Origin of the sequence: Rahnella sp. CJA17(1/100), assembly GCF_963881615.1 — a bacterium.
Lineage (GTDB): Bacteria > Pseudomonadota > Gammaproteobacteria > Enterobacterales > Enterobacteriaceae > Rahnella > Rahnella aceris.
This window is the reverse complement of sequence record NZ_CAWOJA010000011.1, coordinates 12,140-25,948: the sequence shown is the minus strand read 5'-3', so window position 1 is coordinate 25,948 and position 13,809 is coordinate 12,140. Positions and strand designations below refer to the sequence as shown.

General features: G+C 56.4%; 13 protein-coding genes. 8 read left to right on the top strand and 5 right to left on the bottom strand.

The window, feature by feature from the left end; all coding sequences use genetic code 11:
• Positions 1–6 precede the first annotated feature (6 nt).
• Positions 7–993 (top strand): AraC family transcriptional regulator, encoded by a 987-nt coding sequence (locus AACU55_RS06345; protein WP_112197593.1) that lies wholly within the window; start codon positions 7–9, stop codon positions 991–993.
• A 77-nt stretch (positions 994–1,070) separates the two neighbouring features.
• On the opposite strand, the gene AACU55_RS06340 is transcribed toward AACU55_RS06345, so the two are convergent.
• Together AACU55_RS06340 and AACU55_RS06335 are read right to left on the bottom strand one after the other, a co-directional pair.
• Positions 1,071–1,970, bottom strand: a complete 900-nt coding sequence (locus tag AACU55_RS06340; RefSeq protein WP_037033101.1) for a proline iminopeptidase-family hydrolase — start codon at positions 1,968–1,970, stop codon at positions 1,071–1,073.
• An 89-nt stretch (positions 1,971–2,059) separates the two neighbouring features.
• Positions 2,060–2,815: a LuxR family transcriptional regulator gene (locus AACU55_RS06335; protein WP_037033099.1), complete on the bottom strand. Its 756-nt coding sequence runs from the start codon at positions 2,813–2,815 to the stop codon at positions 2,060–2,062.
• A 227-nt stretch (positions 2,816–3,042) separates the two neighbouring features.
• Here AACU55_RS06335 and AACU55_RS06330 point away from each other — a divergent pair, with 227 nt between their 5' ends.
• The 7 genes from AACU55_RS06330 to AACU55_RS06300 all read left to right on the top strand — a co-directional run bounded on the left by AACU55_RS06330 (position 3,043) and on the right by AACU55_RS06300 (position 10,691).
• Entirely contained in the window at positions 3,043–3,981 is a 939-nt protein-coding gene (locus AACU55_RS06330; protein WP_134705243.1) for an ABC transporter permease, read from the top strand.
• Positions 3,978–4,838 (top strand): ABC transporter permease, encoded by an 861-nt coding sequence (locus AACU55_RS06325; protein WP_013577863.1) that lies wholly within the window; start codon positions 3,978–3,980, stop codon positions 4,836–4,838. Before AACU55_RS06330 ends, AACU55_RS06325 begins: the two co-directional genes overlap by 4 nt.
• Complete coding sequence (locus tag AACU55_RS06320) at positions 4,835–5,812, top strand: ABC transporter ATP-binding protein (RefSeq protein ID WP_134705242.1); 978 nt, start codon at positions 4,835–4,837, stop codon at positions 5,810–5,812. Before AACU55_RS06325 ends, AACU55_RS06320 begins: the two co-directional genes overlap by 4 nt.
• Positions 5,796–6,845, top strand: a complete 1,050-nt coding sequence (locus tag AACU55_RS06315) for an ABC transporter ATP-binding protein (RefSeq protein WP_037033094.1) — start codon at positions 5,796–5,798, stop codon at positions 6,843–6,845. The genes AACU55_RS06320 and AACU55_RS06315 overlap by 17 nt, the downstream gene beginning before the upstream one ends.
• The gene (locus AACU55_RS06310; RefSeq protein ID WP_013577860.1) at positions 6,826–8,340 is read left to right on the top strand and encodes an ABC transporter substrate-binding protein; all 1,515 of its coding nucleotides are present in this window, start codon (positions 6,826–6,828) and stop codon (positions 8,338–8,340) included. The genes AACU55_RS06315 and AACU55_RS06310 overlap by 20 nt, the downstream gene beginning before the upstream one ends.
• A gap of 228 nt (positions 8,341–8,568) precedes the next feature.
• Complete coding sequence (locus AACU55_RS06305) at positions 8,569–10,065, top strand: MFS transporter (protein ID WP_134705241.1); 1,497 nt, start codon at positions 8,569–8,571, stop codon at positions 10,063–10,065.
• A gap of 47 nt (positions 10,066–10,112) precedes the next feature.
• Positions 10,113–10,691, top strand: a complete 579-nt coding sequence (locus tag AACU55_RS06300) for a TetR/AcrR family transcriptional regulator (protein WP_134705240.1) — start codon at positions 10,113–10,115, stop codon at positions 10,689–10,691.
• 232 nt (positions 10,692–10,923) lie between these two features.
• On the opposite strand, the gene AACU55_RS06295 is transcribed toward AACU55_RS06300, so the two are convergent.
• The 3 genes from AACU55_RS06295 to AACU55_RS06285 are packed head-to-tail and all read right to left on the bottom strand — an operon-like array spanning position 10,924 to position 13,534.
• Positions 10,924–11,088 (bottom strand): DUF2474 domain-containing protein, encoded by a 165-nt coding sequence (locus AACU55_RS06295; protein ID WP_013577857.1) that lies wholly within the window; start codon positions 11,086–11,088, stop codon positions 10,924–10,926.
• 11 nt (positions 11,089–11,099) lie between these two features.
• Complete coding sequence (cydB, locus tag AACU55_RS06290) at positions 11,100–12,107, bottom strand: cytochrome d ubiquinol oxidase subunit II (protein ID WP_013577856.1); 1,008 nt, start codon at positions 12,105–12,107, stop codon at positions 11,100–11,102.
• Positions 12,108–12,109: 2 nt separating this feature from the next.
• Complete coding sequence (locus AACU55_RS06285; RefSeq protein ID WP_134705239.1) at positions 12,110–13,534, bottom strand: cytochrome ubiquinol oxidase subunit I; 1,425 nt, start codon at positions 13,532–13,534, stop codon at positions 12,110–12,112.
• Positions 13,535–13,809: the final 275 nt, after the last annotated feature.

Sequence of the window (13,809 nt, the reverse complement as noted above, 5' to 3'; positions counted from 1 at the left end):
TGATCTATGATTCGAAATCCTTGTTTTTTGACTATTACTCCTGAAATGACCCAGCACGATCCCTTTGCCCTTTCTTCTGACCTGATCAGTGAACTCCTGACAGGAATGCGTCTGCGCGGTGTGCAATATCGCCGTATCCAGACCGGCTCTGAATTTGGCATGGCGTTCAAACCGAGGCCCGGACATGCTTATTTTCACTATCTTGCCGTCGGTTCCGCTGTTCTTAAAACCGGGGATGGCGCGCTTCATCCATTGTCTGCCGGTGATGTCATTTTTATGCCGCACGGAATGGCACATCAGCTTCTTTCTGAACCCGGCCATACCGCTCAGGACATTGACGACTTCGATGTCGCGCCATTAGGGGAAGCCGTGAGTGGTGTGGATACCTGCCCGAGCAGGGATACGATACCGGGCGCGATTCTTTTTTATGGCTGCATGGCGTTTGATCTGGGTGGAATGCAAAGTCTGGGTAAACTGATGCCGGAAACCATGGTGGCGGATGCCAAAGGCGAACGCTATCCCGGACTGTTGCCGGTGATGGATTCGATGAAACGTGAAATATGCTCCGGCCGCATCGGCTTTGCAGGCATTCTGGCCCGGCTTGCGGAAGTTGCCGCGGCAATGATTGTTCGCGGGTGGGTGGAATGTGGATGTGAAAATGCCTCAGGCATTGCCGCTGCATTGCGGGAACCCCGGCTGGCAAGGGCAATTCTGGCGCTGCACCGGCATCCGGGCAGGAACTGGACCGTCGCGGAGCTGGCGGCAGAGTCGCACATCTCGCGCTCGGTTTTCGCCGCGCGTTTTCAATCGATGATTGGTGTATCGCCGTTGCGTTACGTGACGGAACTGCGCATGCAACTCGCCACGCAGTGGCTCTCAGACAGCAAGATTTCTATCGAGAACGTGGCATTTCGTCTGGGTTATACCTCACAGGCCGCGTTTAGCCGGGCTTATAAGCGCATTACCGGGCAATCGCCCGGTGTCAGCCGTTAATGCTGTGAGTCATCGGGGCATAAAGAATATTCCCTCAGGCTGCTTCGGGATAAGCCAGAAGCAGCCTGTATACGTCATCAGCGGGAGCTGTTGCTCTCCAGAAACTCCACGACGCATTTCATACAGGCTTCCCGTTCCTCGACGTGTGGCATGTGACTCGAATTCTCGAAAATCACCCATTCAGCGCCTTTGATTAAATCCGCGAACGGCTGCACCACGTCGGGAGCGGCTTCATCGTAGCGGCCGGAAATCAGCAATACCGGCACGTTAATGGCGGGCAGGCGGTCGATCACCGTCCAGTCTTTCATGCTGCCAATGACATGGAATTCAGTCGGGCCGTTCATGGCGAGGTACACCGTCGGATCCTCGTCCATCGCCGCAAAGGTACGTTTTACCTCCTCCGGCCACGGATCGAGACGGCAGACATGGCGGGCATAGAATACCTGCGACGCCGCTTTGTATTCTGCGCTGTTGAGGGTTCCGGCGGCTTCATGTGCCAGTAAGGTTTCCTGAACCTCCGGCGGCAGTTCGCTGCGCAGGCGGGCGGCGGCCTGCAACCAGAGTTCCATCGAGGCCGGTGAGTTGGCGATGACCAGCGCTTTCAGGCCAGGCGGTTGCATGACGGCGTGCTCGGCACCGAGCATGCCGCCCCAGGACTGGCCGAGCAGCGCGTAATCTTTTTCAATGCCCAGATGGCGCAGCAAATTATCCAGTTCCGCCAGAAAGAACGAGGGCTGCCAGAAGCCGGCGGGTTTGTCGGGAAGGTGGGTCGAGCGGCCATTACCAATCTGATCGTAATGGATCACCGCGCGGCCGGTTCCGGCGATATCGCGGAAGGCATCAACGTAATCATGGGTGCAGCCGGGGCCGCCGTGAGCAATAACCAGCGGAGTTTTGCCGTTGTGTAAATCGCCACAGATGCGGTACCAGGTCTGGTATTCCTGAAACGGCGCATAGCCTTCAGTGATGTTGTACATTTTGTTTCCCCTGTCGGTGAATAATAACCACAGGGTAAACATCGGGGCGGCGTTGAACAGCTAGTAAAAAAGATAGAAAACAGGGCAGATCAACTGTCGAGTAAACGGTAATGCATCGCGCGAACCACGGCCTGCACACGGTTACTGGCCCCCAGTTTGCGGGCGGCGGTATTGAGATGGAGCGTGACGGTGGCAATCGACCGGTTGAGTTTGCGGGCGATCTCTTTGGCGGTTAAGCCTTCTGCCGCCCACGTCAGACATTCGCGTTCGCGCTTGCTTAAGCGCACGTGGCGACAGGTGAGAATGCTGCTGTCGAACAGCGGAAACACGCACTCCTGAAAGGTCAGCGCCAGCAGGCTCAGTTCGGCCAATACATCATGAATATCCAGCTCATGTCCCGCACCGGTGTGAATGCCGGTGACCGTCACAAATCCACCATTCGGCAAATGCAACGGCACCGTCGCGCCGCTCGGCATGTTGTTATCGCACATGTAATGGGTAACCGGTTTGTTGAGGTCACTGAGGCGGTTTTGCAGCGAGGTATTGTCCGGGCGCTGATAAGACCAGACAAACGGTGCGCAGCTTTCGAGAGCGTAATGCTGCACCGGATCGACCTGATAATACCCGTTCTCCAGCCATAACCGCTGCATGTCGCCGGGCACATTACCCATCCGCAACAGCGACGGTGTGATCAGCTCTCCCTCAAGCGAACGCGGTACCGGCGTGTAGTCGTAAATCAGGGCGTCAAACCCCAGGCGCGAGGTCTGAGCGAAAAGCTGATCAAACGCACCATCAACGGTCGTTTCCCGCAAAGACACTGCACTCTCTTGCACCGCGAGCTTCATGAATTTATCTCCGCATCACTGTTTGCCAGTCTGAATGGGCTGATCGGGCACCGGTTTTGCTCAATCTCACCTGGTAACGAAAATTTATGCAATCGCGGTGCCACATCGCTGGCGGTGCAAACCTAGTATTTTTGCTAACTACCGGCGGGGCCTGACTGCGGATAACGTAAAGCCACAGGGGAAAAGACTCTCGCTCTGCACCAGAAACTGTCATTAAGAGGATTGTCATGCACCGTTACCGATTTTTGCTCTGGCGACCGCTGCAACTGCTGCCGGTGTTGCTGGGGATAAGTATTCTGACTTTCGTGATGGTGCGCGCCATACCCGGCGATCCGGCGCGGATCCTGCTCGGGGTGCGCAGCACACCGGAAGCCATCGCCCGAATCCGGGTGCAGTACGGACTGGATCTGCCGGTCTGGCAGCAATATCTCTATTTTCTGCGCAACCTGTTTCATGGCGAGATGGGCAGGTCACTGATTTACCGTGTGGATACGTTAACGCTGATCATGTCGCGTATTGAGCCAACCCTGTATCTGGTGCTCGGCAGCGTGCTGCTGGCGATGCTGTTTACTGTGCCGCTGGCGGCCGGCGCGGCACGACATCGCGGGCAACTGGCGGATCAGGTGATCCGTTTACTTTCTACTATCGGCCTCGGATTACCGGCGTTCTGGCTGGCGATCATGATGATTTTACTGTTCAGCCTGTCCCTCGGCTGGTTCCCGGTGTCGGGTTATGGCAGCGATGTTGGCGAGCGTATTCATCACCTGTTTCTGCCGTGCCTGACCGTTGCGCTGGCGCTGTCAGCGGTTCTGACCCGTAACCTGCGCGCCAGTCTGCTGATGGAATTACAGAATGATTACGTCACCGCCGCCCGTGCGCGGGGGCAAAACGAAAACCGTATTTTCTGGCGACATGTGATGCCCAATTCACTGGTGCCGACAGTCAATCTGCTGGCAGTAAATATCGGCTGGCTGATTGGCAGCACGGTGGTAATTGAGAGCGTATTTGCCATTCCCGGTATGGGGCAGTTGCTGGTGAAAGCCATTATCAGCCGCGATTACATGGTGGTGCAGGGTGTGGTGCTGGTGTTCGCCCTGGCGACAGTCCTCGTGAACCTGATTGCAGACTTACTGACTGTGGCGCTGGATCCGAGGGTGAGGCTATGAGCATGACCGAAAAGATAGCGACACAACGCATGGGGCATTTTCACTTGCGCTGGTTGCCACGCCAGCAGGCGTTGCGGCTCGGCATGCTGATGCTGAGTGTCTGGGTTCTGATTGCGCTGCTCAGTCCGTGGATCGCGCCGTTCGATCCGATTGCGCAGGATGCATCTGTGACACTGTCACCGCCAACGTTCGCCCATCCGTTTGGCACCGATAACTTTGGCCGCGACATTCTTTCCCGCGTGATGTGGGGGGCACGGATTGATCTGCAAATCTGTCTGATTGGTGTGATTTTTCCGTTTACCTTCGGCACGCTGATCGGCGCGTTTGCCGGATATCTCGGCGGCGCAGTCGATACCTTTTTCATGCGGGTGATAGACGTGGTGCTGGCGTTTCCTTTTCTGGTGCTGATGCTGTCGATCATCGCCATTCTCGGACCGGGACTGGGCAGTTTTTATATCGCGATGGCGATGGTGGGCTGGGTGTCGTATGCCCGTCTGGTGCGCTCGCAGGTGCTGACGCTTAAACACCGGGATTTCATTCTGGCCGCGCGCAGCCTGGGCTACAGCCATCCGCGTATCTTACTTTTGCATCTTCTGCCCAACGCGCTGACCAGTTCGCTGGTGTTCTCGATGTCCGACTGCGTGCTGGTGTTACTCAGTGGCGCGTCGGTGAGTTATCTCGGCCTGGGCGTCCAGCCGCCGGTAGCGGAATGGGGCGTGATGGTCGCCGAAGGCCAGAGTTTTATTACTACGGCGTGGTGGATAACCACCTTCCCCGGTTTGGCGATTGTGGTGCTGGCGATGAGTTTCAGCCTGCTGGCGGACGGACTGGGTGACAAACTGGGGGAACGTCCATGACGTTAATGCAGGTTTCCGGCTTAACCATTGAAGACCGGCAGGGCGTGGCGCTGGTGGACAGACTCTCGCTGACATTGAATGCGGGCGATATTCTCGGGCTGGTCGGCGAAAGTGGCTCCGGCAAAACCCTGAGCTGTCGCGCCATGATGCGCCTGCTGCCCGGTGAAGGGCTGCATATTCGCGCCGGGGAAATCCGCCTCAATGGCACCGATTTACTGACGCTGAATGATAAACGCATGACGGCCATTCGCGGGCGGGAGATCGGCATGATTTTCCAGAATCCGGCCAGCCATCTGAATCCGGTGATGACCATCGGTCAGCAGATTGCTGAAAGCCGCCGTCTGCATTTTGGGGCCAGCCGCCGTGAAGCGCAGAGTCAGGCGGTGGAACTGCTGCGTCAGGTCGGTATTCCGGATCCGCAGCGACGGGCAGATAACTATCCGCACGAGTTTTCCGGCGGCATGCGTCAGCGGGCAATGATCGCCGTGGCGCTGGCCTGCGAACCCAAAATGCTGATTGCTGATGAACCGACCACGGCGCTGGATGTCACCGTGCAGATGCAGATTTTGCGTCTGCTCCGCGATCTGCGCGACCGGCTGGGTATCGCCATTATTCTGATCACTCACGACCTTGGCGTGGTGGCGCAAACCTGTGACCGCATTGCGGTGATGTACGGCGGGCGTTTATGTGAAACCGGTGAAAAACGGCCGGTCCTGGCCCAGGCGCAGCATCCTTATACGCGCGGCCTGATTGACTGTCAGCCGGTCAGTGAAGGCGGTAGCGGACGGCTGATCACGCTGCCCGGTCAGCCACCGGTCGCAGCACATTTTCCCAGTGGTTGCCGTTTTCATCCCCGCTGCGCGCAGGCGTCCGCGCTCTGCCGTGAAAATCAACCCGCGATGTCAGCGGGCGGCCACGCAACGGCCTGTCATCATCCGCTGAACTACGGGAGGCACAATGAGTCATTCGTCTGATCTCACGCCGCAGCCGTATCCGCTGCTGGAAGTGGAAGCACTCTCCGTGACATTTCCGGTCTCCGGCTTTGGCCTCAAAAAGCGTCACGTTCAGGCGGTAAACGGTGTGTCCCTGCATATTCACGCAGGCGAAACGCTGGGGCTGGTCGGTGAATCGGGCAGCGGAAAAAGTACCCTCGGGCGGGCGATGTTGCAGCTGGAAAATGCCAGCGCCGGACGGGTTCGTTTTAACGGGCAACTGATTACCGACGGCATGAAACCTGACATTGCCCGTCTGCGACAGCAAACCGCGATGATTTTTCAGGATCCGTTTTCCTCACTCAACCCGCGCCAGACGATTGGCGAAAGTATCGGCGAGGTGTTGCGGGTACACAACAAAGTGGCAAAAGCGGAGATCCCGGCGCGGGTCAGCACGTTGCTGACGCTGGTCGGCCTCAGCCCGGAACATGCCACGCGCCGTCCGCAGGCGCTGAGCGGTGGACAATGTCAGCGCGCCGGCATTGCCCGGGCGCTGGCTATCGAGCCACGCCTGATTGTCGCTGATGAATGTGTTGCGGCGCTGGATGTGTCGATTCAGGCGCAGATCATCAATCTGCTGATGGATCTGCGCGAAAGCATGGGGCTGGCGATCTTATTTATTGCCCATGATCTGGCGATTGTGCGCCGCCTGTGTGACCGCGTGGCAGTGATGTATCTCGGACGTATTGTCGAAAGCGGGCCGACGCAAACGGTGTTTAACGCGCCGCGCCATCCGTATACCGCCGCGCTGGTGGCGGCAATCCCTGAAATCGACCCCGACCGGCCGCTGCCGGAGCATCCGTTACAGGGAGAACCACCCAGCCCGGTTTCGTTGCCTGCGGGCTGCGCTTTCCATCCACGCTGTGCCTTTGCGCTGCCTGAGTGCAGGCAGGGTGCGGCACCTGAAACCCGGCATATTGCCGACCATGCCTTCGCCTGTGTTCTTGATAACCACAAAAGCGACGGGATCAATCCGATGACTGAAGGAATGTTACATGAAGCAAAAGCATTTTAACGTTGTGGCCGCCGGGGTGCTGCTGGCGTTGAGTCTGGTCAGCGAAATGGCGCAGGCTGCGGGGGTACTGACCATCGGCCGTCGTGAAGACAGCACCACATTTGACCCGATCAAGTCGGCGCAAAACGCCGATAACTGGGTGTTCTCCAACGTGTTCGATCCGCTGGTGCGCGTTGATAACACCGGCACCAAACTGCTGCCGGGCCTGGCTGAAAGCTGGACGATTTCGCCGGACGGTAAAACTTATACGCTGAAAATGCGCGACGCGAAATTCTCTGACGGCACACCGGTGACCGCCTCTGATGCCGTGTTCAGCCTGACGCGTATCCGTGATGACGCCGGATCGCTGTGGAAGGATTCATACAGCATTATCGATACGCTGAAAGCCCCCGATGCCCATACGCTGGTGATCACCCTGAAAACGCCGTCGGCAGCATTCCTTTCTCAACTGGCACTGCCGAATGCCTCGGTGATTTCGCAGCAGGCGCTGACCAAACAGGGCGCGGATGATTTTGCTGAACACCCGGTGGGTTCCGGCGCGTTCAGCGTGAAAGAGTGGACGCGCGGTGAGAAAGTCGAACTGGTGAAAAACCCGTACTACTGGGACGCCGCAAAAGTGAAACTCGATGGCGTCGAGTGGCTGACGCTGCCGGACGACAATACCCGCATGCTGAAAGTGCAGGCCGGAGAAATTGACGCGGCACTGTCGATCCCGTTCTCGCGCATTTCATCGCTGCAAAAAGACCCGAAACTCGCCGTCGAACTGGATACGTCAACCCGTGAAGATCACCTGCTGATCAACCATTCTCACGGTGACCTGGGCAAAGTGGAAGTGCGTCAGGCACTGGACTTCGCCATCGATAAAAAAGCCATTATTGATACCGTGACGTTTGGTTATGGCAAAATCGCCAACTCCTACATCCCTGATGGCGCGCTGTATCATTACGCTGACAACCTGCAACGCCCGTACGACCCGGAAAAAGCCAAACAACTGCTGGCCGCCGCCGGAGTGAAAAATCTGACCCTGAAATATCTGGTGAATGCCGGTGATGAAGTGGATGAACAGATTGCGGTATTGCTGCAACAGCAACTGGCAAAAGCCGGGATCACTGCCAACTTGCAGAAAGTGGATCCGAGCCAGAGCTGGGACATGTTAGTGGCGGGGGACTATGACATTTCGGTGATGTACTGGACTAACGACATTCTCGACCCTGATCAGAAAACCACCTTTACGCTGGGCCATGACTCGAACATGAATTACATGACGCGTTATCACAATGACAAAGTGAAAGCGCTGGTGGCCGCCGCACGGGTGGAGATGGATCCGAAGAAGCGTGAACAGATGTACATCGATTTGCAGAAAATGGCGAAAGCCGATGTGAACTGGATTGATCTGTATTACAGCCCGTACCGCAACGTGACCCGTAAAAATATCAAAGATTTCCACCAGAATCCGTTAGGGCGCTTCACACTCGAGGAGACGGTGAAAGAATAAGAAATCCTGCACCAGGGAGATAATAAGAAAGTTGAGACAAAAGTCTGTTTTGCCCTTTTTAGCCCGCTTCCGAGCGGGCTTTTTTATTGCCTGTAAATCTGACGTTTTCCCCCGTTACCTCTTCAACGCTTCATCAACTGCCAGGCAGATGCTGCTTGATTTTGAGCGGTTGCTCAAGTACCTTGCTGGCCTTGAGCGTTTGCTCAAAATCTATCTGAGGCACTTTTTATGTTCGTCAATAACCGCTGGCTGATACTTGCGATTGTCACCAGTACACTCTTTTTGATCATCATTGATATGACCGTGCTGTACACCGCGTTACCGCGTCTGACGCAGGCGCTGGGTGCCACGGCATCGGAAAAATTATGGATAGTGAACGCCTATCCGCTGGTGGTCGCCGGTCTGTTACCGGGCGCGGGAATGCTCAGTGACCGCATCGGACACAAAAATCTTTTTATGAGCGGGCTGCCGGTATTTGCGTTCGCTTCCCTGTGCGCGGCGTTTTCTGCCAGCGCTGAAATGCTGATCGCCTCCCGCGTTTTCCTGGCGATTGGCGCGGCGATGATGATGCCTGCGACGCTGGCGATTGTGCGCCACGTATTTACCAACGAACGTGAACGTGCGCTGGCGATCGGCATCTGGTCGGCGGTGGCTTCCGGCGCTGCGGCGCTCGGGCCGGTCATTGGCGGCGTGCTGCTGGAATATTTCTGGTGGGGCTCGGTGTTCCTGATCAACGTGCCGATTGTGCTGGCCGTTTTCCCGTTTGCACAGGCGCTGATCCCGCGCGGTGAAGGTAATAAACAACGTCCGTGTGATTTTGCCGGTTCTGCGCTGGTGATGGCGGGGCTGGTGGGCGTGATTTACGCGCTGAAAGAGCTGAGCCAGATTAATTCGTCGTGGCTGGTGATCATGGGTTCTGCGGCCGCAGGCGTCCTGTTCCTCGGCTTATTCGTCAGAAGACAAAAACGCGCGGTACAGCCAATGATCGACTTTTCACTGTTCCGCAACCGTGCGTTTGCCTGTGGCGTGGGCGTGGCGATCACCTCAATGATTGCACTGATCGGCATCGAACTGGTACTGAGTCAGCGGTTGCAACTGGTGCTCGGACTGACGCCGTTTATGGCGGCGATGTTTATCCTGCCGATCCCGGTGGCGTCTGCGCTGGCCTCGCCGCTGGCGGGTATGCTGATCCCGCGTGTCGGTGTGCGCAAAATGATGCTCGGCGGCTTTGCGATATCTGCACTCGGCATCGTCATTCACGCCCTGGTCTACGATGGCAGCGCGGTGATACAGCTGATCAGTCTGTTTATTTTAGGTTTTGGCCTTGGCGGCGCAGTGACCGCAGCCTCGACGTCGATCATGCTCAACGCCCCGGAAGACAAGGCCGGAATGGTGGCCGCGATAGAAGATGTGTCGTGGGAAATGGGCGGCGTGCTTGGCGTGACCTTGCTGGGCGGCCTGATGACGGCGGTTTACAGCCGCAGCCTGACACTTCCGCAAGGACTGGTCAGCGGTGAAACGGCGTATGACAGTCTTGATGAAGCCTTGACGCTCGCCGGGCATCTCAGTCCTGAGCATGCTTCGTTACTGACCAGTCTGGCGCGAAGCGCATTTGATCAGGCGTTTCTGGCGGTGCTGATTTCTGCGGCTGTGCTGGTGATTACCAGCGTCGTGGTGCTGAAAATCGTGCTGCGTAAGTCCGTGGGCACACGCCAGGCTTCCTGATAAAATGCCGGTCTGAGCAACTGCTCAATGCCAGTACAGGATAAATTATGAAAGAAAACCGGGAAGCGTTAAGGGCTAAAATTCTTGACGGAGCCATCAGTCTCTTTATCGAAAAGGGGATTGAAAAAGTCACGACGCGCGAGCTGACGGAGTACGTCGGGATTTCCCGCAGCCACATTTATCATTATTTTCCTGACTGGCAGACGCTGTGCATTGAAGCGCTGTCGGTGGTGATGATGGCGGAGCTGAAAGAGTTTTCCGCTGAAATTTCACCGCTTGAGCCCAAAGCAAAATTACACACGCTGGTGTGCAATTATCTGCCCGATACGCAGGGCGATATCTGGCAGTTGTATGGTTCGCTGTGGCAACTGGCGGCGCATAATGAGGCTTACGCCGAACTGGCGCGGCTGATGGTGCATAAGTGGCTGGCGCTGCTGGCTGAAATTATCCGTGCGGGGATCGACAGCGGCGTGTTCCGCCCGACCGATGCCGGACGCGTTACCCGCCAGTTGTCCGCCATCATGAATGGCTATTCCGATCAGCTGATCGTCATGCCTTCCGCCGCCGCACGTCAGGAAGCGATGGACGATATTCTCGATTTTATCGGGCGGGTGCTGGAGAAATAAAAAAGGGAGAGGGTATAGCAGAGTTGTCTGCTAAACCCCCTCCCAGCCTCCCCCTTCGCAGGGGGAGGAGCAAGGCAAACCGACCCTTAATCTCCCGATGCTGAGGAAGACAGCGCCCGGCTCCCTCCCCTGCGAAGGGGAGGGTTGGGGTGGGGTATTACAGCAATTTTAGGGAGTTGAAGCTTGCTTCGACATTGCGTGCACCAGCAAAATTCCTCCCAATCGTTTTCATTTAATGACTTCTCATTCCCGCCGCAAACATCAGCAGATGAAACACCGATGCCACAACAAATAACGCCAGCACGCTGCCGCCCCAGATGACGGCCATCCAGCCGACACGTTTTAAGAACGGGGCTTTAGTGATGTTGCTGTCATCCATTTTTCTGATGAGATTCATAACGCGATTCCTCAGTGATAACCCTGATCCGGTGTGACTTTCCCGCGGAACACGTAGTAGCTCCAGAAGGTGTACACCAGAATGATCGGGATGATGAACAGGGCGCCGACCAGAATAAAGCCCTGGCTTTGCGGCGGTGAAGCCGCTTCCCAGATAGAAATGGACGGCGGAATGATGTTCGGCCAGATGCTGATCCCCAGACCGGTATAGCCGAGGAACACCAGCGCCAGCGTCAGCAGGAACGGCGCGTGATGCGCATTTTTGCTGATGGCGCGATACATCCACGCGGAGACCAGCACCACCAGCACCGGTACCGGCAGGAACCAGTAAAGATTAGGGCGCGAGAACCAGCGGGTGGCGATATCGCTGTGGGTCAGTGGCGTCCACAGGCTGACTGCAAGCGTCACCAGCAGGAATACCAGCAACAGGGGTTTAGCGATTTTGTGCATCGCTTCCTGCAATTCGCCTTCGGTTTTCATAATCAGCCAGGTGCAGCCGAGCAGTGCATAAGCCACCACCAGCGCAAAACCACAGAACAGCGTGAACGGCGTCAGCCAGTCCAGTGCGCCACCGGCATAAGTCCGGTTCACCACCGGAATTCCGTTGATCACCGCGCCCAGCACTACGCCCTGACAGAAGGTGGCGATCACCGAACCCCAGATGAAAGATTTGTCCCACACGTGACGTTTGGCCGGACTGGCTTTGAAACGAAATTCAAAGGCTACGCCACGGAAAATCAGACCGAACAGCATCAGGGTCAGCGGGATAGTCAGTGCATCAAGAATCACCGAGTACGCCAGCGGGAATGCGCCATACAATGCCGCGCCGCCGAGCACCAGCCAGGTTTCGTTGCCGTCCCAGACCGGCGCAACGGTGTTCATCATCACATCACGGTCGTGTTCTTTTTTCACCAGCGGGAATAGCAGGCCGATACCCAGGTCGAATCCGTCCATCACCACATACATCATCACGCCGAAGATGATGATCAAAAACCAGATCAGCGGTAAGTCGATACCCATTATCAAGCTCCCTTATTTTCGTCAGTCAGTGATTCTGAAATCGCAGACAGCGGACGCGCTGGCGTGCGGTGCTGGCCCGGACCACCGTGATCAACACTTTCACCTTCGTGCGCCTGCGGACCCTTGCGGATCAGACGCATCATGTAGCCGTAACCGACACCAAACACCGAACAGTAAATGACGATGAACAGGATCAGGCTGACGCTCATCTGGATGACGTTATGGTTAGATACCGCGTCTTTGGTACGCAGCAGGCCATAAACTACCCACGGCTGACGCCCCATTTCCGTGGTGATCCAACCCGCCAGCAACGCCAGCAGACCGGAAGGCCCCATCAGGAAAGCAAAACGCAGGAACGCTTTAGAGGTATACATTTTGCCGCCACGGCGCAGGATCAGGCTCAGCACCCCCAGCAAAATCATCAGCATGCCCAGACCGGCCATGATGCGGAAGGTATAGAAGATGACGGAAGAGTTCGGGCGGTCTTCTTTCGGGAAGGATTTCAGCGCCGGGATCTGATGCGTCAGGCTGTGGGTGAGGATCAGGCTGCCCAGATACGGGATTTCAATCGCGTAACGGGTTTCTTCACGGTTCATATCGGGATAGCCGATCAGCACCAGCGGGGAAGGTTTGTTGTCTTTATTTTCCCAGTGGCCTTCGATGGCCGCGATTTTAGCGGGCTGATATTTCAGGGTATTCAGGCCGTGCGCATCGCCCAGGAATGCCTGAATCGGAGACACGATCAGCGCCATCCACATTGCCATCGACAACATGGTACGGATGGCTGGCGTATCGCGACCACGCAGCAAGTGCCATGCCGCAGCAGAGCCCACGAAGAAGGCAGAAGCCAGAAACGCGGCGGTGGTCATGTGCATTAAGCGGAACGGGAAGGACGGGTTGAAGATAACCTTCATCCAGCTGACCGGCACCACCAGGTTGTTAACAATCTCGTAGCCCTGCGGGGTTTGCATCCAGCTGTTGGAAGCGAGGATCCAGAACGTCGACATCAGTGTGCCGAGCGCCACCATGCAGGTAGAGAAGAAGTGCAGGCCCGGTCCGACGCGGTTCCAGCCGAACAGCATCACGCCGAGGAAGCCAGCTTCAAGGAAAAATGCAGTTAACACTTCGTACGTCAGCAGCGGACCGGTAATGCTGCCCGCGAATGACGAGAACATACTCCAGTTGGTGCCGAACTGGTAAGCCATCACCAGACCGGAGACCACGCCCATACCGAAGTTAACGGCAAAGATTTTCGACCAGAAATGATACAGGTCGCGATATGCCTCTTTCTTTGTTTTCAGCCACATGCCTTCCAGAACAGCCAGAGAACTGGCAAGCCCGATAGTAATAGCGGGAAAAATGATGTGAAAAGAGACGGTGAAGGCAAACTGGATCCGGGCCAGTTCTAGCGCATCAAGACCAAACATAACAACCTCTTTTGTGTGTCAGGTTACCCTTCCAAACAGCAATACCGGTACGGGAACCGGCGATGTATGACATTCGCAGGTGAAGTCATGAATGAAAGGGTGGGACTGCCGGGGTTTTGCGAGAAGCCGATTTAAGCACATCGCGCGAAGGGATTAACAGGGACCGTTCCGTGGGGAAATTAGTCGCTGAAACACTTTCAGTACGGGTAAAAAGCAGGGGCGGGAAAACTAAATTCGGAGAAAAGCGGGGGAAGGGAATTAACCACAAAAAGTGA